The 25,544-nt window shown below is 73.5% G+C and carries 16 protein-coding genes; 6 read left to right on the top strand and 10 right to left on the bottom strand.

The genetic code is table 11. The features are described 5' to 3' along the window. Positions 1 to 159: 159 nt before the first annotated feature. Positions 160 to 1,227 carry a chitinase gene (locus DTB53_RS24925; RefSeq protein WP_012382163.1) on the top strand — a complete coding sequence of 356 codons (1,068 nt, stop codon included), beginning with the start codon at positions 160 to 162 and terminating at the stop codon, positions 1,225 to 1,227. 217 nt (positions 1,228 to 1,444) lie between these two features. After that, positions 1,445 to 3,088: a phosphoglucomutase (alpha-D-glucose-1,6-bisphosphate-dependent) gene (pgm, locus tag DTB53_RS24930; protein WP_012382164.1), complete on the top strand. Its 1,644-nt coding sequence runs from the start codon at positions 1,445 to 1,447 to the stop codon at positions 3,086 to 3,088. A 41-nt stretch (positions 3,089 to 3,129) separates the two neighbouring features. On the opposite strand, the gene rho is transcribed toward pgm, so the two are convergent. From rho to dhbA, 6 genes are all read right to left on the bottom strand, one after another. Further along, a complete protein-coding gene (gene rho, locus DTB53_RS24935) occupies positions 3,130 to 4,269 on the bottom strand; it encodes a transcription termination factor Rho (protein WP_003971047.1) in 1,140 nt (379 codons plus the stop codon). Between the two features lie 384 nt (positions 4,270 to 4,653). Further along, on the bottom strand, positions 4,654 to 4,884 hold the full coding sequence (locus DTB53_RS24940) for a phosphopantetheine-binding protein (protein ID WP_003971048.1): 231 nt from the start codon (positions 4,882 to 4,884) through the stop codon (positions 4,654 to 4,656). Between the two features lie 5 nt (positions 4,885 to 4,889). Then, positions 4,890 to 5,522, bottom strand: a complete 633-nt coding sequence (locus DTB53_RS24945) for an isochorismatase family protein (protein ID WP_012382166.1) — start codon at positions 5,520 to 5,522, stop codon at positions 4,890 to 4,892. Positions 5,523 to 5,551: 29 nt separating this feature from the next. Beyond that, a complete protein-coding gene (locus DTB53_RS24950) occupies positions 5,552 to 7,189 on the bottom strand; it encodes a (2,3-dihydroxybenzoyl)adenylate synthase (RefSeq protein WP_012382167.1) in 1,638 nt (545 codons plus the stop codon). Next, the gene (gene dhbC, locus DTB53_RS24955; RefSeq protein ID WP_012382168.1) at positions 7,186 to 8,391 is read right to left on the bottom strand and encodes an isochorismate synthase DhbC; all 1,206 of its coding nucleotides are present in this window, start codon (positions 8,389 to 8,391) and stop codon (positions 7,186 to 7,188) included. Before dhbC ends, DTB53_RS24950 begins: the two co-directional genes overlap by 4 nt. 85 nt (positions 8,392 to 8,476) lie before the next feature. Further along, a complete protein-coding gene (gene dhbA / locus DTB53_RS24960; RefSeq protein ID WP_012382169.1) occupies positions 8,477 to 9,307 on the bottom strand; it encodes a 2,3-dihydro-2,3-dihydroxybenzoate dehydrogenase in 831 nt (276 codons plus the stop codon). Between the two features lie 99 nt (positions 9,308 to 9,406). On the opposite strand from dhbA, the gene fhuB reads away from it, so the two are divergent. Both fhuB and fes read left to right on the top strand, forming a co-directional pair. Continuing rightward, a complete protein-coding gene (gene fhuB / locus DTB53_RS24965) occupies positions 9,407 to 11,767 on the top strand; it encodes a Fe(3+)-hydroxamate ABC transporter permease FhuB (protein WP_106431738.1) in 2,361 nt (786 codons plus the stop codon). Positions 11,768 to 11,781: 14 nt separating this feature from the next. Beyond that, entirely contained in the window at positions 11,782 to 13,065 is a 1,284-nt protein-coding gene (gene fes / locus DTB53_RS24970; RefSeq protein WP_012382171.1) for an enterochelin esterase, read from the top strand. Positions 13,066 to 13,156: 91 nt separating this feature from the next. Here the strand turns inward: fes and DTB53_RS24975 are convergent, their stop codons facing one another. From DTB53_RS24975 to DTB53_RS24985, 3 genes are read right to left on the bottom strand one after another with little or no spacing between them, the layout of a single operon-like run. Further along, positions 13,157 to 14,623, bottom strand: coding sequence for a DHA2 family efflux MFS transporter permease subunit (locus DTB53_RS24975; protein WP_012382172.1), 1,467 nt, complete (start codon positions 14,621 to 14,623; stop codon positions 13,157 to 13,159). After that, positions 14,620 to 14,823, bottom strand: coding sequence for an MbtH family protein (locus tag DTB53_RS24980; protein WP_012382173.1), 204 nt, complete (start codon positions 14,821 to 14,823; stop codon positions 14,620 to 14,622). Before DTB53_RS24980 ends, DTB53_RS24975 begins: the two co-directional genes overlap by 4 nt. A gap of 5 nt (positions 14,824 to 14,828) precedes the next feature. Then, a complete protein-coding gene (locus DTB53_RS24985) occupies positions 14,829 to 22,157 on the bottom strand; it encodes a non-ribosomal peptide synthetase (protein ID WP_012382174.1) in 7,329 nt (2,442 codons plus the stop codon). A gap of 137 nt (positions 22,158 to 22,294) precedes the next feature. Between DTB53_RS24985 and DTB53_RS24990 the strand changes: the two genes are divergently transcribed. Beyond that, positions 22,295 to 23,488 (top strand): M20 family metallopeptidase, encoded by a 1,194-nt coding sequence (locus tag DTB53_RS24990; RefSeq protein WP_012382175.1) that lies wholly within the window; start codon positions 22,295 to 22,297, stop codon positions 23,486 to 23,488. Between the two features lie 73 nt (positions 23,489 to 23,561). Here DTB53_RS24990 and DTB53_RS24995 read toward each other — a convergent pair whose 3' ends face one another. Next, complete coding sequence (locus tag DTB53_RS24995) at positions 23,562 to 24,569, bottom strand: ABC transporter substrate-binding protein (RefSeq protein ID WP_012382176.1); 1,008 nt, start codon at positions 24,567 to 24,569, stop codon at positions 23,562 to 23,564. 149 nt (positions 24,570 to 24,718) lie between these two features. Between DTB53_RS24995 and DTB53_RS25000 the strand changes: the two genes are divergently transcribed. Then, entirely contained in the window at positions 24,719 to 25,510 is a 792-nt protein-coding gene (locus DTB53_RS25000; RefSeq protein WP_012382177.1) for an ABC transporter ATP-binding protein, read from the top strand. The last annotated feature ends 34 nt before the right edge of the window (positions 25,511 to 25,544 follow it).

Genomic DNA, 25,544 nt, shown 5'->3' on the forward strand with positions numbered 1-25,544 from the left:
CGGTGCGCTCGGCACCGGCCCTGACGGGCCGTCTGGTCCAGACCTCTTGACCGAAGGTCTGGACCATTCTACGGTTTGGCAGGGTCACGACACAGGGCGGGGCGGGGCGAACCTTTCGCCCCGTCGGCGGCGGACCCGGGCTGGAAGGACGTACGGATCATGGGTCGTACCTCACGACTGCTGGGCCTCGGCCTGGCCGCGGCGCTCGTCGTACCGATGCTCGTCGGAGCCGCGCCGCCGAAGGCCGCGGAGACGGGCACCGCGGCCGTCGAGACCTGCGCGGTCAAGTCGAAGCCCACCGGCAAGGTGCTCCAGGGGTACTGGGAGAACTGGGACGGGGCGGCCAACGGCGTGCACCCGCCGCTCGGGTGGATCCCGATCACCGACTCCCGCATCACCCAGCACGGCTACAACGTCATCAACGCGGCCTTCCCCGTCATCCGCTCCGACGGCACCGTCCTCTGGGAGGACGGCATGGACAACACCGTCAAGGTCGCCACCCCCGCCGAGATGTGTCAGGCCAAGGCCTCCGGCCTCACCACCCTCATGTCGATCGGCGGAGCCGCGGCCGGGATCGACCTCAGCTCCAGCGCGGTGGCCGACCGGTTCGTCCAGACGATCGTCCCGATCCTGAAGAAGTACAACTTCGACGGCATCGACATCGACATCGAGACCGGCCTCGTCGGCAGCGGCAACATCAACCAGCTCTCCGCCTCGCAGTCCAACCTCATCCGCATCATCGACGGCGTCCTCGCCGCGATGCCGCCGAACTTCGGCCTCACCATGGCCCCCGAGACGGCGTACGTCACCGGCGGCAGCGTCGTCTACGGCTCGATCTGGGGCTCCTACCTGCCCATCATCAAGAAGTACGCCGACAACGGCCGCCTGTGGTGGCTGAACATGCAGTACTACAACGGCAGCATGTACGGCTGCTCCGGCGACTCCTACTCCGCCGGCACCGTCGCGGGCTTCACCGCCCAGACCGACTGCCTGAACAAGGGACTGGTCATCCAGGGCACCACCATCAAGGTGCCCTACGACAAGCAGGTCCCCGGCCTTCCCGCACAGCCCGGCGCCGGCGGCGGCCACATGTCCACCGGGCTCGTCTCGCAGGCCTGGAACCACTACAAGGGCTCCCTCAAGGGGCTGATGACCTGGTCCCTGAACTGGGACGGCTCCAGGGGCTGGACCTTCGGCGACAACGTGAAGTCCCTCCAGGGCCGTTGAGCCCCCACCCCGACGATTCCGCGCCCCCGGTCCGCTCCGGACCGGGGGCGCGGCGCTGCTCCGGCCGGGGAGCGACACGAGGAAGGCGCGAACCGGTCGCGCACCTGGGCGGCCGGGAGAGCAGAATCGGGTACGGACCGGGGGAGATCGTTTCCCCGGTGCGCCGGGTCCGTCTCCCCGCGGGCCGGTCGACGACGAAGACGTACGAGGAGCCCCGATGGTGCACGAACGGGCCGGTCACCCGGCGCAACCCGCAGATCTGGTCGACGTGGCACGGCTGGTGACGGCCTACTACGCCCTCCACCCCGATCCGGCCGAGCCCGCCCAGCGGGTGGCCTTCGGGACCTCCGGCCACCGCGGCTCCGCGTTCGCCGCCGCGTTCAACGAGGACCACATCGCCGCCACCACCCAGGCGATCTGCGACTACCGCGCCCGCCAGGGCACCGACGGACCCCTGTTCCTCGGCGCGGACACCCACGCGCTGTCCGAACCCGCCCGGGCCACCGCCCTGGAGGTGCTCGCCGCCAACGGGGTCACCGCCCTCATCGACAGCGAGGACGGCTACACCCCGACCCCCGCCGTCTCGCACGCCATCCTCACGTACAACCGGGACCGCACCGAGCACCTGGCCGACGGCATCGTGGTCACCCCCTCGCACAACCCGCCCGCCGACGGCGGCTTCAAGTACAACCCGCCGAACGGGGGGCCCGCCGCCTCCGACGCCACCTCCTGGATCCAGGACCGGGCCAACGCCCTGATCGAGGCCGGACTCGGCGTGGTCCGCCGGATGCCGTACGCCCAGGCCCTGGCCGCCGACACCACCCGCCGCCACGACTTCCTCACCGCCTACGTCGACGACCTGCCCTCCGTCCTCGACCTCGACGCCGTACGCGACGCGGGGATCCGCATCGGCGCCGACCCGCTCGGCGGCGCGTCCGTCGCCTACTGGGGGCGGATCGCGGAACGGCACCGGATCGACCTCACCGTCGTCAACCCGCTCGCCGACCCGACCTGGCGGTTCATGACGCTGGACTGGGACGGCAAGATCCGCATGGACTGCTCGTCCCCGCACGCCATGGCCTCGCTGATCGCCCAGCGCGACGCGTACGCCATCGCCACCGGCAACGACGCCGACGCCGACCGGCACGGCATCGTCACCCCCGACGGCGGACTGATGAACCCCAACCACTACCTGGCCGTCGCCATCGACTACCTCTACACCCACCGCGACGGCTGGGCCGCCGGGACCGGCATCGGCAAGACCCTGGTCTCCTCGTCCATGATCGACCGGGTCGCCCAGGACCTCGGCCGCACCCTGGTGGAGGTCCCGGTCGGCTTCAAGTGGTTCGTCGACGGCCTCTACGACGGCAGCCTCGGCTTCGGCGGCGAGGAGTCCGCCGGGGCCTCCTTCCTGCGCCGCGACGGCCGGGTCTGGACCACCGACAAGGACGGCATCCTGCTGGCCCTCCTCGCCTCCGAGATCACCGCCGTCACCGGCTCCACCCCCTCCGAGCACTATGCCCGCCTCACCGACCGCTTCGGCGACCCGGCCTACGCCCGCGTCGACGCCCCCGCCACCCGTGAGGAGAAGGCCGTGCTGGCGAAGCTCTCCCCCCAGCAGGTCAAGGCCGACACCCTCGCGGGCGAGCCCGTCACCGCCGTCCTCACCGAGGCCCCCGGCAACGGCGCCCCGATCGGCGGCCTCAAGGTCTGCACCGACAGCGCCTGGTTCGCCGCCCGCCCCTCGGGCACCGAGGACGTCTACAAGGTGTACGCGGAGAGCTTCCAGGGCCCCGGCCACCTCGCCCAGGTCCAGGAGGAGGCCAGGGCGCTGGTCTCCGAAGCGCTCGGCGACGCCTGAGCCCCGCCGCCGGCATCCGGCACGCCGACCGGTGCCGGCGCTCAGGCGCCCGGCACCGTCGGCTGCACCTGCCGCAGGAAGGCCGCGTTGTCCGGGGTGCGCCGGACCCTGTCCAGCAGCACCTGGAGGGCGCCTTGGCCGTCCCGCGTGCCCAGGGCGCGGCGCAGGGCCCTCACCGCCGCCAACTCCCCTTCACCGAACAGGAGTTCCTCGCGACGGGTGCCGGAGCGGGCGACATCGACGGCGGGGAAGATCCGCGCTTCGGCGGCGGAGCGGTCCAGGCGCAGCTCCATGTTGCCGGTGCCCTTCAACTCCTCGAAGAAGAAGTCGTCGGCCCGTGAACCCGTCTCCACGAGAGCCGTCGCCAGGATGGTGAGCGAACCGCCCTCCTCGGCGCAACGGGCCGCCCCGAACAGCTTCTTGGGGCCGGCCAGGGCCGCCGCGTCGACGCCGCCGCTGAGGGTCCGGCCCCCCGCGCGGGCCGCGTTGTTGTGGGCCCGGCACAGGCGGGTGAGGGAGTCCAGCAGGATCACCACGTCCCGGCCCTGCTCGACGAGGCGCCGGCCACGCTCGACGGCGAGTTCGGCCAGGGCGATGTGCTCCCGCGCGGGCCGGTCGAAGGTCGACGCGTACACCTCGCCGCGTACCGAGCGGCGCATGTCCGTGACCTCCTCGGGCCGTTCGTCGAGCAGCACCACCATCAGGTGCGCCTCGGGATGGTTGGTGGCGACGGCGGCGGCCACTTGCTGAAGCAGCACCGTCTTGCCCGTACGGGGCGGTGCGACGATGAGGCCGCGCTGGCCCTTGCCGACGGGGGAGACGAGATCGACGATGCGCGGCGCGGGCCCGCCGCGCGGTGTCTCCAGGCGCAGCCGCTCGCGCGGGTGGACGGGCGTCAGATCACGGAAGCGGGCACGGCCCCGCAGGTCTTCCGGGTCGCGTCCGTTGACCCGGTCGACCGAGGCCAGGACGCGCGGCCGGTCGCAGCCGCCCTCGACGGCATCGCCCTTGCGCAGCCCGAGGCGGCGGATCAGAGCGGACGACACCTGGATGTCGTCGGGGGAGGGGTGGCCGCCGCGGACACGGAGCATGCCGTGGCCGTCGTCGGCGGGGTCGAGGAGGCCGGCGACCCGGACGGGGCGCTGCTCAGGGGCGGTGGGGCGTTCGAGAGTGGTGGTCATGGGAGGGGTCCTTCCGCGGACAGGCGAATGAGGGGACCGGCCTTCCTGGGGTGCGGCGGAACATCACGCCACGCACCGGGGCACGGAAGCCCTGGGCCGGAGAGACAGCGAAAACGCTGGGAAGAAGCTGGATCGCCGGTCGGAAAGGACGGGCGCGACAGCTGTGGGGAGGAATCAGCACCGGTGCCCGATGAGAAGGGCATACACACGTGCTGATCGCACTGTACCACGGTGCGCCGGGGGAGTGGCGGAACACGTGCCGGTACGTCGGGCGCGGGCTTCTCGGAGGTGCCTCCCGCCCGACGCCGGACGCGCGCCGAGGGCGGTGGGAACCCCGTTATCGGGGTTCCCACCGCCCTCGGTGACGGCGGCGGGGCCGCGGTGTCAGCCGGTCACGCCCAGGAGCGGGGCCCAGGACTCCAGTGCGGGCTGCTCGGCGAGGTCGGCGAAGGCCACCTCGATGCCGTGGTCGCGGCGCCAGGCGGCGGCCAGCGCCATCAGGCGGACGGAGTCGAGGCCGTAGTCGACGAGGTTCTCGTCGAGGGGGATCTCCTGGGGATCCTCGCCCAGGACGTCGGCGACGTCGGCACGGAGCTGTTCGAGCGTGAGCGCCACGGCGGTCACTTCCCTTCGAAGACGGTCCGGGCGGTCGTGACGACGGCGCACTTGCCCGCCGCCCAGCGCAGTGCCATGGCGTGGTCCTCGGCCGAGAAGTCCGCCACCGCGTCGGCCACCACGAACGCCTGGATGTCCTGCATCCACGCGTCGCACGCGGTCATGAGCACGCCGATGTGGGCGTAGACGCCGGTGATGACGATCTGGTCCCGCCCCTGCTCGCGCAGGCGCTCCAGCAGATCGGTGCGGACGAACCCGCTGTACTTCCACTTGGTGAGGACGGTGTCGCCCGTGCCGGGCGCGACCTCGTCCGCGATGGCCGCAAGGTGCTCGTCGGCCGGGAGCCCGGGCCCCCAGAAGTCCTGCTGGAGGCCGCGCTCCTCGGCGCTCTGGCCGCCGGGCTGCGCGGTGTAGAGGACCGGCACCCCGAGCCGTGCCGCGTCCTTCTTCAACTCGGCGACATGGGCGAGGAGTTCGGGCACGGGAGCGGCCCGGCGGTCGTAGGCCGACAGGAAGTGGTTCTGCAGGTCGTGGACGAGGAGGACCGCACGTGCGGGATCGACGGTCCAGTCGACCCGGTTGGCGGGCAGCTCGCCGGCGGCCGGCATGGGGTAAGGGGCGATGGCGGGCAGAGCCATGGTGGAGAGGGTTCCGTTCGGGGAGTCGTTCAGTGGGACGGGGCGGTGGGCGTGGTGCGGGCCGCGGCGTTGCGCAGGTCCTTCTTGGAGACCTTGCCCACTCCGGTCTGCGGGAAGGCGTCGACGAACTCGACCCGGTCGGGCACCTTGTAGGCGGCCAGGCCCCGTTCGCGTACGAACCGTTTGACGGCCACCGCCTTGAGCGGGCCCGCGCCCGAGCGCAGGATCACGTAGGCGCAGACGCGTTCGCCCAGATACGGGTCGGGCTCGGCCACCACGTTGGCGTCGTGCACGGCCGGGTGGGCGAGGATGTGGTTCTCGACCTCCTCGGCGGCGATCTTCTCGCCGCCCCGGTTGATCTGGTCCTTGGCGCGTCCCTCCACGACGATGTGCCCGGTGGCGGTGACCCGCACGATGTCGCCGGTGCGGTAGAAGCCGTCCTCCGTGAAGGAACGGGCGTTGTGCTCGGGGGCGTTCCAGTAGCCGCGGATGGTGTACGGGCCCCGGGTCAGCAGATGGCCGGTCCCGCCCGGGGCCACCTCCCGGTCGTCGTCGTCCACGACCAGGATCTCGTCGTCGGGCGAGATGGGCCGTCCCTGGGTGGTGACGATGGTCTCGACGGGGTCGTCCAGCCGGGTGTAGTTGACCAGTCCCTCGGCCATGCCGAAGACCTGCTGGAGCGTGCAGCCGAGCGCGGGCCGGACCCGGCGGGCCGCCTCCTCGCTGAACTTGGCCCCGCCCACCAGCAGGACGTCCAGGCTGCTGATGTCGTGCGCGGTGCCCGGCGCCGCCTCCGTCCACAGCAGGGCCAGCGGCGGGACGAGCCCGGTGATGGTGACGCCCTCGCGCTCGATCAGCGGGAACGCCACCTCGGGCGACGGCCCCGGGCACAGCACCACACGACCGCCGGCGTACAGCGTGCCGAGCGAACCGGGGGAGGAGAGAGGGAAGTTGTGGGCCGCCGGCAGGACGCACAGGTACACGCTCCGCTCGTCGACGGCGCAGATCTCGTTGGAGCCCCACAGGGAGTAGATGTAGTCGTCGTGGGTGCGCGGGATCAGCTTCGGCACGCCGGTGCTGCCGCCGGAGAGCTGGAGGAAGGCCAGGTCGTCCGGGCGCGGTCCGCCGTAGCCGACCGGCTCCTCGGCGACCTCGGACAGCGCCTCGAACTCGCCGGGATCCCCCTGGGCGACGAACACATGGCGCAGGGTGCTCACATTGGCCCGGGTCTTCGACGCCAGTTCCCGGTAGTCGTAGCCGCCGTGCTCGGCCGCGACGACGTACGCCACGGCCTCGGTGAACTCGCAGAAGTAGGTGATCTCGCTCTCGCGGTGCGCGGGCAGCGCGAAGACGGGCAGCGCGCCGATCCGGAACAGCGCGAAGATCACCTCGAAGAACTCGGCGATGTTGGGGAGTTGCACCACCACCTTGTCGCCCTTGGCGATGTCGCGGGCGAGGAATCCCGCCGCCAGCCGGTCGGCGCGCCGGTCGAGGTCGGCGTACGTCCACCGGCTTCCCGCCACCGGGTCGACGATCGCGACCCGGTCCGGGTGGGCCTCGGCGCGCTGCCGCAGCATCTCCCCGAAGGTCTCCCCGCGCCACCAGCCGGCCGCCCGGTACCTCTCCGCGAACTCGGCGGGCCAGGTGGGCGCCGCGTCCGTACTCACAGTTCGGCTCCCACGGCGCTCAGGAAGGTGCGGAACTTGGCCGCGGTCTCGGCCGCCTCCGCCTCGGGCTCGGAGGCGGCGACGATGCCCGCCCCCGCGTACAGCCGCAGCGTGCGCTCCTCGGCGTCGGCGCAGCGGATCGTGACGACCCATTCGCCGTCGCCGTCGGCGTTGCCCCAGCCGACCATGCCGGTGAAGAAGCCGCGGTCGAACGGTTCGGTCTCCGCGATGACCTGACGGGCCGTCGAGGTCGGGGTGCCGCACACGGCGGGGGTCGGGTGCAGGGCGCAGGCCAGCTCCAGCGCCGAGGCGTCGGGGGAGGCGAGGGTGCCGGTGACCGTGGTGGACAGGTGCCACATGGTGGCGGTGCGGATGAGTGTGGGGCGGGCCGGGACGGTCAGGTCCGTGCAGTAGGGGGCGAGCGCCTGGTGGACGGCGTCGACGACGACGGCGTGCTCGTGGAGGTCCTTGGCGGATTCCAGCAGCGTGGCCGCGCGGCGCACGTCCTCGGCGAGGTCGGCGCTGCGGGGGGTCGACCCGGCGAGCGGATTGGCGACGACCTGCTTCCCGTGGCGGGAGACGAGCAGTTCGGGGCTGGCGCCGATGAGGGTGCGTCCGGGGCCCGTCGGCAGCGCGAAGGTGTAGCCGGCGGGGTCGCGGCGGGCGAGGCGCTGGAGCATCGCGGGCAGGTCGAGCGGGCCCTTCGCGGTGAGTTCCAGGGTGCGGGCCAGCACGACCTTGCTGAACTCGCCGCGCCACATGCGCTCCACGGCCGCCGCGACGCCCTTGCCGTAGGTTTCCGGTTCGGGCACGGGGCGTATCCGCCAGTCGCCCGCGGCGGGCGCGCTCGCGGGCAGGGCGATGAGCGGGTCGGAGGTGAGCGGTGGCGCGCAGCGCACCGACTCCGGGACGTGCAGGGCGGCCGGTGCGGTGTGGTCGAAGGGGATGGCGCCCATGACCAACGGCGACTCCTGGCCGGTCGCCACCGCCGCGGCCAGCGTGGCGTCCACCCGGGCGGTCAACGGTCTTTCGTCATGGGGGACCCGGTGTCCGGGGCCCCGTGCCAGCAGGGTGCGTCGGGGAGTGGCGAGAAAATGGTCGCCCGGTGTGTAGGCGTCCAGCAGCGAAGTGGCCGCTCCAACGGCCGGATGGGCCGGATCGGCCGGGGCGGTGTGCGTGGCGACCTGGGATGCCGTCGACACGGGGACTCCATTCTCGATGGTCCCGTCAGCGGGTGAGGGGGGTTGGACGGGAGGTGAGGAAAAGGGGAGAGAGCGGTCGGGCCGGTCAGCGCAGGGTCGCGCCGCCGTCGACGTACAGCTCCTGCATGGTGATGTGGCGGGCACGGTCGGAGGCGAGGAACGCCACCGTCTCCGCGATGTCCCCGGGGTCGGCGATCCGGCCGAGCGGGATGCCGGTGCGGTAGGTCGAGGGGTCTCCGTCGATGACGCGCTGTTCGGCGCCCGGGCCGGTCCACAGCGCGCGTTGCATCGGCGTGTCGGTGGAGCCGGGTGCGACGACGTTGCAGCGCACGCCGCTGCCGGCCAGTTCGAGCCCCAGACACTTGGTGAACATGGCCGCCGCCGCCTTGGAGGCGGCGTAGGCGGCCATGCCGGTGCGGGGGATCCCGGCGGCGTTGGAGCCGACGGTGACGACCGCGCCGGAACCGCGGGCCGCCATGAGCGGGGCGACGGCCTGGGAGACGTGGTAGACGCCGGTGGTGTTCACCGCGAACGTGTCCGCCCAGTCCTGTGCGGAGAGCACGGCGGCCGGGCCGGTGCGCAGGATGCCCGCCACGTTCACCAGGACGTCGACCGGGCCGAGTCGGCGCTCGATCGCGGCCACGGTGCTCTCCACCGAACCGCGGTCGGTGACATCCATCACGTACGGGGTCAGACTGCCCTCCGAACGTTCGCCGTCGGGCGTTTTCTCCTGGGCCAGGGACCATTCGGCGGCGAGCGCCTCGACGCCCGGCCGGGCGCGATCGGTGGCGGCCACGCGGGCGCCGAGGGTGGCGAGCAGGTCGGCGACTGCCGCGCCGATGCCTTGTGCGGCACCGGTGACCAGAGCAGTGCGGCCGGTGAACTCGCCGCTTCTGCCCGGTATGTGCTCAGGCATGAGCAACCTCCTCCGGGTGTTAGGTAAGGGTAACCTAAATTGATCCGACCGCCCAGAAGGTGTCGAGCCGTCGATATCTACTTAGGCTAGCCTCACCTTATGCAAACGCCGCACACGGGGACCACGGCCTCGGCTCCCGAACATGACTCCCCGACCGCTCAGTTGGAGGGAGGCGCAGCCGACCCGACGGCGGACACCGTGCCCACCGGACGCGAGGAAGCATCCCCGGGAACCGAGAACGGAACACCCTCGGAAACCGGACAGCCCGCCGCCGTGACCGAGGACCCCCGCTCCACGGCCGACCCGCGACGACGGACCGTGGCAGCGGCCCTCGCCGGACTGGCCCTCGCCGTCCTGCTGTTGACCGCGCTCTCCCTCTCGATCGGCGCGGGCGAGGTCGGCCCGGGCGGCGTCCTGGACTATCTGCTCGGCCGGGACGGCGCGCGCGACAACGCCCGGCTCTCCCTCGTCGTCGGCGACCTGCGCCTGCCGCGCACCCTCACCGCGCTGCTCGTCGGAGCCGCCCTCGGCGTCGCCGGGTGCCTGCTCCAGGCGGTCACCCGCAACCCGCTGGCCGAGACCGGGCTGCTCGGCGTCAACGCGGGCGCCTCGCTCGGCGTCGTCGCCGGCATCGCGCTCCTCGGTTTCGATTCCGGTTACGCCTACCTCGTCTGCGCGTTCGTCGGCGCGGTGGTCGCCAGCGGCCTTGTCCTCCTCATCTCCGGAAGACGCGGCGGCGGCTCGCCCATGCGCCTGGTCCTCGCCGGAGCGGCCCTCGGCGCCACCTTCGGCGGGCTCACCAGCGTCATCGTCGTCAACTCCGCCGAGACCTACGACAGATTCCGCTTCTGGGTCCTCGGCTCCCTCGCCGGGGTCGAGGGCTTCGGTGAACTCGGCCGTCTCGCCCCCGTGCTCGCCCTCGGCTTCCTCGTCGCCCTCCTGGTCGCCCGCCCGCTCTCCGCCCTCGCCCTCGGCGACGACCTGGCCCGCAGCCTCGGCCACCGGCCCCCGGTGATCCGTACGGTCGTCGCCATCGGCGTCACCCTCCTGACCGCCGCCGCCGTGGCGCTCGCCGGCCCCATCTCCTTCCTCGGCCTGCTCGCCGGCTTCCTCGCCCGCGCCCTCGCCGGCACCCGGCTCGCCGCCCGCATCCTGCTCGCCGGGCTCATCGGCGCCTGCGTCCTGACGGTCTCCGACATCGCCGCCCGCGTGGTCTCCCGCCCCTTCGAGGCGCCCGTCTCCGTCATCGTCGCCCTCATCGGGGCCCCCGTCCTCATCGCCATCGTCCGCTCCAAGCAGCTGGCCTCGATGGGCATGACGGAACCGGCCACCGAGGAACGCGCCCCCGACCGCCCCCGCCGCCTCCGGATCACCGTGCCCCGCCCGGCCCGCCGCACCCGGAAGGCCAAGACCCTGCGGGTCCGCCCCGCCGACACCCTCGTCCTGCGCCGCGGCCCCCTGTCCCTCCTCGTCACGCGCCGCGCCGCCCTGGCCGCCCTCGCCCTGGCCGGGGCCCTCCTGCTCGCCGTCGTCCTCTCCGCGTACGCGGGCCAGAGCGAGATGGGCGTCGGCCGCACCTTCCGGGCGGTGCTCGGCCAGGGCGACCGCTTCGACGTCCTGCTCGTGCAGAAGTTCCGCCTCGGCCGCATCGTCGCCGGACTCACCGCCGGAGCGGCCCTCGGCCTGGCCGGCTGCCTCACCCAGACCCTGGCCCGCAACCGTCTGGCCACCCCCGAACTCCTCGGCGTCAACGACGGGGCCACGGCCGCCGTCCTGCTCTCCGTCACCCTCAGCGCCACCGGCTCCTTCGGCGCCTGGTGGGCCGGACCGCTCGGCGCCCTCGCCGCCGTCATCGTCGTCACCACCGTCTCCGGCGGTCTCGGCCAACGCGGCTACCGCGTCCTCGTCGTCGGCCTCGCCATGTCCGCGCTGGCCTCCGCGATCACCCAGGTCGTCCTGTCCCGCAGGTCCCTCTCCTCCGCCGGTTCGCTGTACGTGTGGACCTCGGGCAGCCTCAACGGCCGCAGCTACTCCGTCGCCGTCCCCGTCCTCATCGGCCTCGCGGTCCTGGTCCCGGTCGCCCTCGTCGTCGCCCGCCACCTGGGCGTCCTGCGCTTCGACGACGCGACCGCATCCTCGCTCGGCTCCGCCCCCGGCCGGGTCCGGGCCCTCTCCCTGCTCCTCGCCGTCGCCCTCGCGGGCCTCGCGGTCGGCATCTGCGGCCCCGTCGGCTTCGTGGCGCTGGCCTCCCCGGTCATCGCCTCCCGGCTCGCCGGCCCCCTGCGGGTACCGCTCGTCGGCTCGATGCTCACCGGCGCCGTCCTCGTGGTCGCCGCCGACACCCTCGGCCGCATCGCCCTCGACGGCGCCGAACTGCCCGTCGGCATCGTCACCACGGTCCTCGGCGGACCGTTCCTGCTCTGGGTGCTGCTCGGCCGCTCCGCCGCCACCCGCGTCTGAAGGACCGACCGCACATGACCAGCTCGCAGCACCACGACCCACCCGCCCCTCCCGCACCCGCGGGACCGACCGGAACCGAGGCGCACCCCGTGCGAAGCCCTCTCCTGCGCACGCTCGTCGAGAACGTGACCGCGGGCAGTCCCGACGCCGAGGAGGCGTTCTGGCGCCATGTGCGTGCCACCGGCGCCCCGCTCGTCGAGCCCGACCCCGAGGGCGACCCCGGCCACCGGCTCGTCACCTTCGTCCGCCGTGAGGACCTCGAGCGCCCCGCCACCCATGTCCTGGCCCTCCTCCACACGGTCACCGACAAGGACCGGCACGCGGGCGACCTCGCCCCGCACCTGATGGAACGGGTCGCGGGCACCGGCGTCTGGGCGATCAGCCACCGGCTGCGCGCCGACCACCGTGCCTCGTACCAGTTCCACGCCACCGAAGGAACCCGCGAGGACGCGCTGCGCGCCGACCGGGCCGCCTGGCTCCGGGTCCTCGACCACGCCGAGCCCGACCCGTTCAACGACCGCGCCCCGCTGCCCTCCCGGGACGGCCGCAACCCCGCTTCCGTACTCGAACTCCCCGATGCCCCGCCGCAGTCACGCATCCGGCGGCGCGACGACGTGGACCGGGGCCGCACGCTCGACGCGGAGGTCGACGGCCGCCGGATCACCGTCCACCTGCCGCCCGGCCACCGCCCGGACGGCGGCCCGTACGCGCTCGCCGTGCTGCTCGACGGCGAGATGTGGGGGCCGGTCCTCGGCGTCGGCGACCTGCTCGACAACCTGCACGCCGACGGGGATCTCCCGCCCACCGCGGCGGTCCTCGTCGACACCATGGGCCGGCGCATGGAAGACCTCGCGTGCAGCGCCCCGTTCGTCGACTGGCTGGCCGACACCCTGCTGCCCTGGGCCGAGCGGGAGTACGGGGCCGGGGCCGACGCCGCCCGGACCGTCGTCGCCGGACAGAGCGCGGGCGGCCTCACCGCCGCCTTCGCCGCCTTCCAGCGCCCCGACCGCTTCGGCCTCGCCCTCTCCCAGTCCGGCTCCTTCTGGTGGCCCGACGACGAACGCGGCAGTGAGTGGCTCACCGGGCAGTACGCCCGGGCCGAGCGCCGACCGGTGACCCTCCATCTGGAGGTCGGCCTCCAGGAGTGGATGCTCCTCCAGGAGAACCGCCGACTCCGCAATGTGCTGAGGGCTCGCGGATACGACGTCCGCTACCGGGAGTTCAACGGCGGCCACGACTACGCCTGCTGGCGCGGCGGCCTCGCGGACGGGCTGGCCGACCTGCTCGGCGAAGGCTGAGACGACGACGCAACTCCGCATCCCGAGCACGCGTGAGGGGCGGGTGGCATCCCCCCTCCGGATGCCGACCGCCCCTCACGCATATGCCCGCTCAGCCCTTCGCGACCGGGGCCTCCTGAGCCGCCAGGCCCTCACCGGGCGGCTCAGGAGCGTCCTCGTCGTCGAACGGCGGCGGCTGCGGGGCCTCGCGCGGCAGCCGCAGCGCGATCAGCGCGCCGACCGCGACGAGCCCCGCCGTCACCCAGACCGCCGTACGGTACGGGCCCGGGTCGGCGGAGGCCTCCGTCACGTGGCCGCCGCCGATCACCGCCGCACAGGCGGCGATGCCCAACGCGCCGCCGAGCGTCCGGACGATCTGGAACAGGCCCATCGCCTGCCCCATGTCCGGGGGCGCGATCGACTCGAAGCCGGAGATCTGCACGGTCAGCACCGCCGTCCCCAGCACCAGACCGATCAGGAACATCAGCCCGCGGACACTCCACGCGTTCTCCGCCACGCCGGGCACCGCGAGCCCGCCGAAGACCGCCGCCGCGACCAGCAGCGCCGGCACGGTCAGCAGCCGGGGGCCGAGCCGCGGCAGCAGCCGGTCCACCACCTGCGAGGCCAGCATCAGCCCCACCGCCTCCGGGAACACGCTCAGCCCGGCGTCCAGTGCCGAAGCGCCCAGGCTCGCCTGGTAGAGCAGCGGGAAGACGAACAGCACGCCCATCAGCCCCGCCGCGGTCACCCCGGCGAGCGCCGAGGCCGACCCGTACACCCGGTCGGCGAGCAGCCGCAGCTTGAGCAGCGGCGTCTTCGCCCGCGTCTGGTGCACGACGCCCGCCACCAGCAGGACGGCCCCCAGCACCGCGCTCACGGCGACGGCGGGCCTCGTCCAGCCCTGCGAGGGACCGAAGCCCAGCGCGTACGTCAGCAGCCCCAGCGCCGGGGTCGCCAGCCAGAAGCCGACCGTGTCGAACCTCCCCTCCGGGCCCTCCACATGCTCCCGCAGACCGAGGACGCCCAGCAGCACGGCCGCCGCCCCGATCGGCACGTTCACGAAGAACAGCCAGTGCCAGGAGAGGTGTTCGGTGAGCAGACCGCCCAGCGGCGGACCGAGCGCGGGCATCAGCGCGGTCGGCACGATCAGCACCTTGGCCAGCTTCATCCGCTCGTGCGGCGGGAACGCCCGGAACAGCAGCGTCATCCCGACCGGCGTCAACAACCCGCCCGCCAGACCCTGCACGGCCCGGGCCACCACCAGCGTCGTCAGATCGGGGGCCAGACCGCACACCGCCGAAGCGACCGTGAACGCGGTCAGCGCGCCGAGGAACACCCGCTTCGTCCCGAACCGGTCGCCCAGCCACCCCGCCACCGGCAGCCCCACCGCGAGCGCGACCAGGAAAGCCGTCTCCACGGTGTTCGCCGCCGACAACGGACGCCCGAAGTCGCCCGCGATCGTGTAGAGCGCCGGGTTCACGATCGTCGAGTCCAGGCCGTTCATGCACATCGCGGCCGTGTAGACGAGGACGACGGCGACCCGGGGGCGTATCCGGGGCCGGATCAGCAGCCCGCTCACCGCGCGGCGGCGGCGACGGGGCCGTCCCAGTGCGCGGTGATCCAGTCCAGCGCGTCCTGCCGGGCGCGCGGGCCGTGAGCCGTCGACCAGCCCTCGGGCACCGCGGCGAACAGCGGCCACAGCGAGTGCTGACCCTCCGCGTTGGTCAGGACGAGGAACTCCCCTTCCGCGTCGAAGGGGTTGGCGGATGCGTCGCTCATCGGTGTCACTTCTCCAGCTCGGTCAGTCGGTCGGCGACCACGCGCGCGATGTGCGCGATCGGCTCGGGCAGGGTCATGTCCTTGTGCGAGCAGGCGACGTCGGTGTTGTCGATCCGCCCGCTCACGTACGGGGTCCAGGTCTCGGGCGTCAGGGTCTCGTCGATGGTGTCCACCGTGGCCCGGAAGAACAGCACATCGCCCTGGAACACCCGGTGGTCGTAGGCCCGTACGAGGTCGTTGGTGTTGAGGTACACCTCGCCGAGCGCCTCGATCTTCGCGGCGGACAGCGCGGCCAGCGGGGAGCCCTCGCGGCGCAGCACCTCCACCACGTTCGCGGTGTTCAGCTCCTTGTCCCCGAGGCTCTCGGGGCCGTAACCGCCCATCGTGAGCAGCGATTCGAGCGCCTCGGCCCGATCGGGCACCGGCAGCTCGCGGAAGCCCTCGGCGGGGTACGCGTCCAGGATCGCCAGCAACTCGACCTCCTGGCCGCCCTCTTGCAGCACCGCTGCGATCGCGTGCGCGATGATGCCGCCGGTGGACCAGCCGAGCAGCCGGTAGGGGCCCTCGGGCTGGACCTCCCGGATCCGCGACGCGTAGTGCGCGGCCAGCTCCTCCAGCGTGGTCGGCAGCGGCCCGTCCGCCGTCGCCTCGCCGACGCCCTGGGCCTGGAGCCCGTAGATCGGCACATCGGCGGGCAGGTTGCGGATCAGGCCGGCGTAGCACCAGCTCAGACCCCCTGCCGGATGCACGCAGTGGACGGGGGCGCGGTCACCGGGACGGGCCGGCCGCAGCGGCAGCAGCACATCCAGCGGGTCCTCCTCGCGGGAGACGTCCAGCGCCGTGTCCAGCGCGGCGGGGGTCGGGGCCTGGAACACCGTCCCGATGGACACCTCGACGCCGAACGCCGACCTGATCCGCCCGGCCAGACGCACCGCGAGCAGCGAATGCCCGCCCAGATCGAAGAAGTTGTCCTCCACCCCGGCGGACGGCAGCCCCAGCACCTCCGCGAAGACCGAGCAGAGCTGCTCCTCGCGGACCGTGCGCGGCGCGCGACCTGCGGCGCCCACCGACGCGCCCGGAGCGGGCAGCGCCTTGCGGTCCAGCTTGCCGTTGCCCGTCAGCGGCAGCCGGTCCAGCACCACCACCGCCGAGGGCACCATGTGCGCCGGCAGGGTGGCGGCGGCGTGCTCGCGCAGCGCGGCCGGGACCGGGTCCGCGCCGGGCGCGGGGACGGCATAGCCGACCAGCCGCTTGTCGCCGGGCTGGTCCTCACGGACCACGACCGCCACATCGGCGACCTCCGGATGCGCGGCCAGCACGGCCTCGATCTCGCCCGGTTCGATGCGGAACCCGCGGATCTTGACCTGCTGGTCGCCCCGGCCGAAGTACTCCAGCGTCCCGTCCGCGCGCCGCCGGGCGAGGTCACCCGAGCGGTACATCCGCTTCCCGCTCTCCCCGAAGAGGTGCGCGAACGGGTCCGCGACGAACCGCCCCGCCGTCAGGTCGGGTCGGCCCAGATAGCCGAGCGCCACCCCCTCACCGGCGACGTACATCTCACCGGTCACCCCCGGCGGCACCGGCTGGAGCCGGTCGTCCAGGACGTAGACGCGCAGGTCGGGGATGTTCCCGCCGATGGTGCTGGAGATCGCGCGGGCTGCGGTCTCCCGGTCCAGCGCCAGGTAGGAGACATGGACCGTGGTCTCGGTGATGCCGTACATGTTGACCAGCGTCGGCGCGTTCTCCGGGTGGCGCGTGTACCAGTCCGCGAGCCGCCCCAGCTCCAGCGCCTCGCCGCCGAACACCACGTACCGCAGCGCCAGATCGTGTCCCGGGGCCTCCCGGTCGGCGGCGGCCAGCTGGTAGAAGGCGGACGGCGTCTGGTTGAGGACGGTCACCCGCTCGTCCGCCAGCAGCCGCAGGAACGCGTGCGGGTCACGGCTGGTCGCGTACGGGACGACGACGACCCGGCCGCCGTACAGCAGGGCTCCCCACAGCTCCCACACCGAGAAGTCGAACGCGTAGGAGTGGAACAGCGTCCACACGTCGTGGGGCCCGAAGGCGAACCAGTGCTCGGTCGCCGTCAGCAGCCGCGTCACGTTGTGGTGGGTGACCACGACGCCCTTGGGCCGGCCCGTGGACCCCGAGGTGTAGATGACGTACGCCGGGTCCCCGGGGCTGAGCGGGCGGGTGCGGTCCGACTGGCCGAGGGGCCCGTCCGGGTAGCCCGCAGCCTCGTCCACGGTGATCAGCGGGAGCTCGTGCGCGGGCAGCCGCTCCGCTGTCGCCGCGTCGGTGATCAGCGCGGCCGGCCGGGCGTCGTCCAGCATGTACGCCAGCCGGTCCGCGGGGTAGTCCGGGTCCATCGGCAGATACGCCGCGCCCGCCAGCGACACCGCGAGCAGCCCCGCCACCAGGTCCGTGGAGCGCGGCAGCGCGAGCGCCACGATCGAACCCGGACCGATCCGCCGGGCCGCCAGCAGCCGGGCCAGCGACTGGGCCCGGGAGGACAGTTCGGCGTACGTCAGCGACACGCCCCCGCAGCTCACCGCCGTCCGCTCCGGATGACGGCGCGCCGCGACCGCGTAGACCTCGGCGAGGGTGAGCGGCACCGGCCGGTCGCCGTCGACGCCGTTCGCCCCGACCACGGCGCGGTGGACCTCCTCGTCGCCGAGCACCGGAAGCAGACCGAGCGGTGTTCCGGGCTGCTCGGCCGCCGCGGCGAGCAGCCGCGACAGCCGGTCCGCGAGGGCCTGGGCGGTCGACCGGTCGAAGAGGTCGGTGCGGAACTCCAGGAAGCCCCCGATCCCGCCGCCGGGCAGCTCGCCCGCGTTGAGGGTCAGGTCGAACTTCGCGGTGCCGGACGGCACGGCGGTCAGCCGCGCGGTGGTCTCCGGTCCGAGGGGAACGGGCCCGTCGGCGAGCGACTGCCAGGCCAGCATCGTCTGGAACAGCGGATGCCGGGCCAGCGAACGCGGCGGGTTCAGCGCCTCGACCAGGTGGTCGAAGGGCAGCGCGTCGTGCTCGTACGCGGCGAGCGTCGTCGCCCGCACCCGGTCCAGCAGCTCACCGAAGGCCGGGTCGCCGGAGGTGTCGGTCCGCAGGACCACGGTGTTGGTGAAGAAGCCGACCAGCCCGGCCGTGGCGTCGTCGTCGCGGCCCGCCACGGGGGTGCCGAGGGGGATGTCGGTGCCGCAGCCGTGCCGGGTCAGCAGCGCGGCGAGCCCCGCCTGCACGGTCATGAACACGGTCGCCCCGTGCGCCCGCGCGAGCCGGCGCAGCGCTTCGTGCGCCGTGGCGTCCAGGGCGAAGGGGACGGTGTCGCCGGCCGAGGTGGCGACCGGCGGCCGGGGCCGGTCGGCGGGCAGCTCCAACTGGTCCGGCAGCCCCGCGAGCGCCTCGCGCCAGTGGGCGAGCTGGGCCTCGGCGAGCGCGGTCGGCTCGGCCGGGGTGCCCAGGAGCAGCTGGAGCCGCGCCGCGTGGTCCACGTACTGGCCGCTCAGCGGCGCGAACTCGGGTACGCGGTCCGCGAGGCGCCCGGTGTAGGCGGTGGCCAGGTCGCGGGCCAGGGGAGTGGTGGAAGCTCCGTCGCCCGCGATGTGGTGGAGCAGCAGGAGCAGGGTGTGGTGGTCGGGCCCGTCGCTGAAGAGGACCGTGCGCAGCGGCGGCTCCGCGGCGAGGTCGAAGCAGTGGCGCACGGCCTCGGTGAGATCGCTGCCCGGCTGCGCGAGATGCAGCACCGGCCGGGCCGACTCATGGCCCGGAGGAAGAATCAGCTGGTGAGGGGTGCCGTCCCCGTCGGCTCCGAACCCGTTGTCCGTGGGCGGATACACCGTTCTCAGCGTCTCGTGGCGCTCCACCAGATCAGCCAGGGCCAGCTGGAGCGCTTCCCGGTCCAGAGGGCCGTTGACGCTGAGCACGAGCGGGATGTTGTAGGTCGGGCTGGGGCCTTCGAGGCGGTGGAGGAACCACAGCCGCTGCTGGGCCGGGGAGAGGGGGAGGGGACCCGTGCGCGGAACGGGGGAGAGCGGTGCGGAAGCGATGGCCGCTCCGCTGCGGGCGCGGACCTGCGCGGCGAGCGCCGCCGGGGTGGTGTGGCGGAAGACGTCGGCGATGGAGAACGGGACGGCGAAGTGCTCGCGGACGCGTGCGGCGAGCCGGGCGGCGAGCAGGGAGTGCCCGCCGAGGTCCAGGAAGCCCGCGTCGGCGGCCGGGGGCTCCGCGATACCGAGCACGTCGGCGTAGAGGCCTCGCACGATCTCGGTGTGCGGGGTGCTCTCGCCGGTGCCCTCCGCCCCGGCGGCGGGGGAGAGGGGTTCGGGGTCGGGCAGCGCCCGGTGGTCCAGCTTGTCGTTGGCGGTACGGGGCAGCGCCTCCAGCAGCGTCACGGTCGCGGGGACCATGTGCGCGGGCAGTGCGGCGGCCAGGTGGTCGCGCAGCTCGCCCGGTGCGGGCGGCGTGGCGGTGCCCTTGGCCGGTACGGCGTAGGCCAGCAGCCGCACGCCGTGACCGCTGTCGCGGGCGATGACGGCGGCAGCCGCGACCCGCGGGTGGGCGGCCAGCCGGGCCTGGATCTCCCCGAGTTCGATGCGGAAGCCACGGATCTTCACCTGGTCGTCGCTGCGGCCCAGGAACTCCAGCGTGTGGTCGGCGCGCCGGCGCACCAGGTCGCCGGTCCGGTACATGCGGCTCCCGGGCTCGCCGTTCACCGCGCCGAACGGATCCGCGACGAACCGCTCCGCGCTCAGGTCGGGGCGGCCCGGATAGCCGAGGGCCAGGCAGGCCCCCGCCACATACAGCTCACCCGTCACACCGGCGGGCACGGGGCGGAGGGAGGAGTCCAGGACGTAGACGCGTGAGCCGCGCACGGGGCGGCCGTCGGGCCGGGCGGCCGTCTCCCCCGGCACCCAGTAGTAGGCGTCGACCGTCGTCTCCGTCGGCCCGTAGAGGTTGACCGGGTGGACGGCCGCCGCCTCGGTCAGCCGCTCCCACAGGGCCGGGGGGACGGTCTCCCCGCCGACCACGAGGTGGGCCGGGTGGTGGCGGCCCTCGTCCAGCAGTCCTTCGGCGAGCAGCGCTTCGGCATAGGAGGGGGTGACATCGAGATAGTCGACCCGGTGCGCGTCGACGTACGCGGTGAGGGCCGCCGGGTCGCGGTAGGCGGCGTCGTCCAGCAGATGCAGTTCGTGCCCGTGGACCATCCACAGCAGCGGGTCCCAGGACGCGTCGAAGGCGAACGAGGCGCTGTGCGCGACCCGCAGACGCTCCCGGCCGGTCCGTGCCACGGCCGGCGCGATGTGGTCCGTGCCGTGCCCGGCGCAGAGGTTGGCGAGCGAGGCGTGGCCGACGAGGACGCCCTTGGGGCGGCCCGTCGAACCGGAGGTGTGGATGAGATACGCGGGGTCGCCGAGAGCGGGCCCGGCGGACGGCGGCCCGACGGGGCAGGCGGCCAGGGCGTCGGCCGTGGCGGGTGCGTCGAGAGGGACCGTCCGCAGCCCGTGACGGGGCAGCGCGGCGAGCGTCTCCGCCGTGCCGATCACGCGCAGCGGGCGCGCGTCCTCCAGAACGGCCAGCGTCCGGGCGGCGGGGTGGCCGAGGTCCAGCGGCTGGCAGACCAGGCCCGCCTTCAGCACGGCCAGCAGCGCGACGACCATGTCGGCGGTCCGGGGCAGCGCCAGCGCCACCGTGCCGCGGCTCCCCCCGGCCGGTGCGGGAGCGCCGACGCCGGCCAGCAGATGGGCCAGGCGGTCGGAGGCGGCGTCCAACTCGGCGAAGGTGAGCCGGGCCCCGGGTCCGACGGCGGCTCCCCCGGTTCCCGTGTCCGTATCGGACGCCCCCCGGAAGGTGCCGGCCACCGTGGAGCGCACGGCGACGGCCTCCGGTGTCCGGGCCGCCTGCGCGGTGAAGGACCGGGGGAGGGTGAGCGGGGCCGCGGGCTCGGAACGGCCGTGCGCCACGGCCTCGGCCACCTGGTCGCCGGAGAGCAGGTCCAGGGTGCCGATCGGCCGCGCCGGATCGGTCAGCAGCAGTTCGGTCAGGCCGTCCAGATAGCGCAGCCAGGTGTCCTCGTGGGCGGCGAGGTCCTCCGGCCCGTACGCCGCGGGGTCGGCGTCCAGAGTGAGCCGCAGGCCTCCGCCCGGGCCGGGGGCCGCGCCGACCGCGAGGCCCTCCACCGGTCCGGCGGCGAGATTGCGCACGGTGCCCGTGGCCCCGGCGAAGTCCAGCGCGTCGTCGAACGGCCTGACGTTGACCATCGGGCCGGTCAGCGGGACGTCGGCCGACTCCAGGGCCAGGTCGCGGCGCAGGTCGGCCTGCGGATAGCGCTGGTGGCGGCGGACCTCGCGGATCTCCAGCACCACGCGGCGCAGCAGTTCGGCTCCGGTGTCGCCCGGGCGCACACCGATCCGCAGGGGCAGCACGTTCACGGTCATGGCCGGGGTCCGCAGGGCCGAGGGCCCCCGTCGGTTGGTCAGCGGCAGACCCAGCACGACGTCCTCGGAGCCGGTGAGCCGGTGCAGATGACCGGCGGTCGCGGCCACCACCAGTTCGGCCCAGGTCGCCCTCGCCGCTCGCGCCGCCGAGGACAGCCGCTCCAGGGCTTCGGCGGGCAGGTCGACGGTCCGATGGAGCGGGCCGTCGTGCGGAGCGTTCGAGGGGGCGGAGGAGCGGGGGAGGGCGGTGGCGGAGGAGCCCGCCGTGCGCCCGGCCCAGAAGACCCGGTCCGCCGCGTACTCCTCCCCGGCCAGATAGGCGGCCTCCTGCGCGGTCAGCTCGCTCAGCGGTGCGAACCGGCCCTCGGGCAGGGGGAATCCGGCCACCAGCGCCCGGTAGAGCTCGGCGACGCGCTGCCGGACGAGGGACAGCGCGTAGGCGTCGACGGCTATGTGGTGCACGCGCTGGTACCACCGGTGGCGCCCCTCGCCGACCCGGATCAGGGCCTGCGTCATCAGCGCGCCGTCGGCGCCCAGGTCCACCGGCCGGGCCAGGTCCTCCCGCATCCACGCCCCGGCCCGGTCCTCCGTCAACTCCAGACAGTGCACCAGGGGTTCGCCCCCGGGCGCGATCCGCTGCACGGGTACGCCGTCGGACTCGGACACGCGCAGGGCGAGGGTCTCCGCCTCGCCCACCGCCCGTCTCAGGGCCTCCACGAACAGACCCGCGTCCAGCGGCCCGTCGATCTCCACGCAGTCCGCCGTGTTCAGCTCGGCGCTGTCGGGGGCCAGTTGGTGCGCGTAGTAGATGCCCGACTGGGCGGTCAGAAGGGGGAGTCCCGGGGAGGGGGCGCTGCCGGAGTGCGCTGCCGAGGGGCTGATCGGGCGGTTCGGACGCTCATGCATGTGTGTGACGACTCCCCTGAAGGACAACGGACACCGGGCCCACGGGCTCTCGGCGCACACTTAGGTAAGGCTAAGTTAACCTATTTCCGACAGTGCAGGCGACCGCCCCGGGCGGTCCCGAACGCAAGGAGAGCCCCATGACCGTCCCCCCGGCCCCACCCCCCGAGACGCGCCCCGGGACACGGGCCGACGAGGCGGCCGACGAGCGGTTCCGTGCCCTCAGGGCCGCCGTGCGGGAGGCGGTCGTCAGCAGCGCCCCGGCCCTGCTCGACCTGAGCCGGCGTCTGCACGCCGAACCCGAGACCGCGTTCGAGGAACACCGGTCCGCCGCGCTCTGTCACGGACTCCTCGCCGCCCACGGCTTCGAGGTCACCGCACCCGCCCACGGCCTGGACACGGCGTTCCGCGCCACGATCGGCTCCGGCCCCGTCACCGTGGCCATCGCCTGCGAGTACGACGCCCTGCCGGAACTGGGACACGCCTGCGGGCACAACCTCATCGCCGCGGCCGGCGTCGGCGCTGCCCTCGGTCTCGCTCCCCACGCGGACGAACTGGGCCTGACCGTCCGGGTCATCGGCACGCCCGCGGAGGAGCGGGGCGCGGGCAAGGCGCTGCTGCTGGAGGCCGGCGCGTTCGACGGGGTCGACGCCGCGATGATGGTGCACCCCTGCCCCTTCGAGATGGCCGACTTCCGCTCCTTCGCGCTCGGCACCCTCGACGTCGTCTACACCGGCCGCGCCGCCCACCCCAGCCTCAACCCGCAGGAGGGCCGCAACGCCGCCGACGCGCTGACCGTCGCCCAGGTCGCCCTGGGCCTCCTGCGCCAGCAGCTGCCCCCGCAGTGGCGGGTGCACGGCATCACCACCGCGGCCGGCACCGCGCCCAACGCGATACCCGACCGGGCCACCGCCACGTACGAGATACGGGCGCTGGCCGCCGAGGACCTGCGTGAGCTTCGCCAGCGGGTCGAGGACTGCTTCCGCGCCGGGGCGCTCGCCACCGGCTGCGAAGTGACCCTGGAGCGGCCCGAGCCGGACTACCTCGACTTCCGGGGCGACCCGGAGCTGATCCGGCTCTGGGGGGCCAACGCCCGCGAGCTGGGCCGCGCCGAACCGGTCGAGCGCCCGCCGTTCGCCTGCACCGACATGGGCAACGTCTCGCACGTGGTGCCGTCCATCCACCCGGTGCTCGACATCAGCGGGGGCGCCTGCGGCCCGCACGAGGCGGCGTTCGCCGAGGCGGCGGTCTCCCCGGCGGCCGAACAGGCCCTGCTGGACGGGGCGGTGGGCATGGCGTGGACGGCCGCCGACTTCGCCGCCGCCAGGATCTGAGCGCGACCCACGCTGTGCGGCCCGGACCGGGAGCTCCCGGTCCGGGCCGCACAGCGCTGCCGTCACGCGGAGGTCACTCGGCCGAGAGCGCCTTGACGTAGTCGGCGAGGACGACGTCCGCCGCGAGCGGGCCGCCCCGGGTGGACCACACCGAGCCGTCGACGGTCACCGCGTGGCCGTCCTTGACGGCGCCCAGCTCCTTGTAGGCGGGCTTGGACTGGACGTCCTTGAGCGCCTTCTCGCCGTCCGAGGTCAGCGTCGAAAGGAACAGCCAGTCGCCGTCGATCTCGTTGATCTTCTCCAGGCTCAGCGACGGCGTGTGCGCGTTGCCGTCCTTGTTCTGGGAGGCCGGCCGCTTCAGCCCCATCTCCAGGGCGACGCCGCTGGCGAACTGCTTGTTCTCCATCCAGCTCGGCCCGTCCGGGTTCCAGCGGACGATCGAGACCTCGGCGCCCTTGTTCGCGCCGAGCTTGTCGCCGGCGGCCTTGGCGGAGGCCTCGTGGCCGGAGATGAACTCGTTGGCGTCGTCCAGCTTGTTGACGGCGTTGCCGACACCCCGGAAGAACAGCTTCCAGTCGTCGGTCGGCGCCATCGTCACCAGGGTGGCCGGGGTGATCTCCCGCAGCTGCTTCAGCACCTGCTCGTCCTGCATGTCACCGGCGAGGATCAGGTCGGGCTTGGCGGCGACGACCTTGTCCATGACCGGCTGGAGCAGATTGCCCACCACGTCGATGCCCTCGACCTTGTCGGCGAGGTAGGCGGGCGGCTTGTCGAGGCCCTGGCCGTTGGTGATGCCGACCGGCTTGATGTCCAACGCCAGCACCGCGTCGAGGTCTTCCTGGGTCAGGGTGACGATGCGCTTCGGCTCCGCCGGTATCTCCACCGCCTTGCCGGTGGCGTCCTTGACCGTGCGGGTCGCGGAGGAGGCGCTGTCCGCCTTTCCGGCCTTGTCCCCGGAGGACTTGCCCGAGTCTGAGTCCGTTCCGCAGGCCGTCAGGAGCAGGGCGGCGGCGCCGAGCGTGGCGACGGCGCGCGCCGCTCTTCGGGCGGCGGTACGGGTGGGGCGGTGGTGCAGGATCATCAAGGGCTCCGGGTTCAACGGGACATGAAGCGGTGACGGCCGTACGGTCACGGGGGCGCGGCCGTCGGCTCGTGAGCGAGCTAAGGTTAGCCTTACTTTAGCGGCATTGGGCAAAGGGATGCCCAAGTCCTTCGGAAAGGCCGGTCCTCGTGCAAATCCGTGTCGAACAGCTCAGCGCTGGATACACCGGTCATACCGCCGTGGACCAGGTCGACCTGACGGTCCCCTCCGGGCAGGTCGTGGCGGTCGTCGGCCCCAACGGGTGCGGCAAATCGACTCTCCTGCGTTGCATGGCCCGCCTCCACCAGCCCCGCTCCGGCCGGGTGTTCGTCGGCGACGCCGACGTCTGGCAGCTGCGGCAGCGCGACGCCGCCCACCGCATCGCCCTGCTGCCCCAGGCCCCGCAGGCGCCGGAGGCGGTCACCGTCGCCGGACTCGTACGGTACGGACGCCACCCCCACCAGGGGCTGTTCCGCCAGTGGTCGCGGGAGGACGAGCGCGCGGTCACCCGTGCCCTGGAGGCCACCGGCACGGCCGCCCTGGCCGGCCGCCGGCTCGACCAGCTCTCCGGCGGCCAGCGCCAGCGCTGCTGGCTCGCCATGTCCCTCGCCCAGGAGACCCCCGTCGTCCTCCTCGACGAGCCCACCAGCGCCCTCGACATCGGCCACGCCGTGGAGGTCCTGGACCTGGTGCGCGAAGTCGCCGCGCAGGGCCGCACCATCGTGATGGTGCTCCACGACCTCGCCGCCGCCGCACGGTACGCCGACCTCCTGGTCGCCATGCGCGACGGACGGATCGTCGCCTCGGGTCCGCCCCGCGAGACCGTGGACACCGCACTGGTCCGGGAGCTCTACGGCGTCGAGGCGGAGATCCTCACCGCGACCTCCGACGGGGCCCCCGTCGTCGTACCGACCGTCCGCGTGCCGGTCGCCGGCGCCTGAGCCGCCCGGGGCCTCCCGTCCGCCGTGTGCCGGG

Source organism: Streptomyces griseus, assembly GCF_900460065.1.
GTDB classification, from domain to species: domain Bacteria; phylum Actinomycetota; class Actinomycetes; order Streptomycetales; family Streptomycetaceae; genus Streptomyces; species Streptomyces griseus.

Excerpts from the sequence above, each read along its gene's own strand:
- DTB53_RS24925 (WP_012382163.1), top strand. The coding sequence starts at position 160 with ATGGGTCGTACCTCACGACTGCTGGGCCTCGGCCTGGCCGCGGCGCTC.
- pgm (WP_012382164.1), top strand. The coding sequence starts at position 1,445 with ATGGTGCACGAACGGGCCGGTCACCCGGCGCAACCCGCAGATCTGGTC.
- rho (WP_003971047.1), bottom strand. The coding sequence starts at position 4,269 with ATGACCACCACTCTCGAACGCCCCACCGCCCCTGAGCAGCGCCCCGTC.
- DTB53_RS24945 (WP_012382166.1), bottom strand. The coding sequence starts at position 5,522 with ATGGCTCTGCCCGCCATCGCCCCTTACCCCATGCCGGCCGCCGGCGAG.
- dhbA (WP_012382169.1), bottom strand. The coding sequence starts at position 9,307 with ATGCCTGAGCACATACCGGGCAGAAGCGGCGAGTTCACCGGCCGCACT.
- fhuB (WP_106431738.1), top strand. The coding sequence starts at position 9,407 with ATGCAAACGCCGCACACGGGGACCACGGCCTCGGCTCCCGAACATGAC.
- fes (WP_012382171.1), top strand. The coding sequence starts at position 11,782 with ATGACCAGCTCGCAGCACCACGACCCACCCGCCCCTCCCGCACCCGCG.
- DTB53_RS24980 (WP_012382173.1), bottom strand. The coding sequence starts at position 14,823 with ATGAGCGACGCATCCGCCAACCCCTTCGACGCGGAAGGGGAGTTCCTC.
- DTB53_RS24985 (WP_012382174.1), bottom strand. The coding sequence starts at position 22,157 with ATGCATGAGCGTCCGAACCGCCCGATCAGCCCCTCGGCAGCGCACTCC.
- DTB53_RS24990 (WP_012382175.1), top strand. The coding sequence starts at position 22,295 with ATGACCGTCCCCCCGGCCCCACCCCCCGAGACGCGCCCCGGGACACGG.
- DTB53_RS24995 (WP_012382176.1), bottom strand. The coding sequence starts at position 24,569 with ATGATCCTGCACCACCGCCCCACCCGTACCGCCGCCCGAAGAGCGGCG.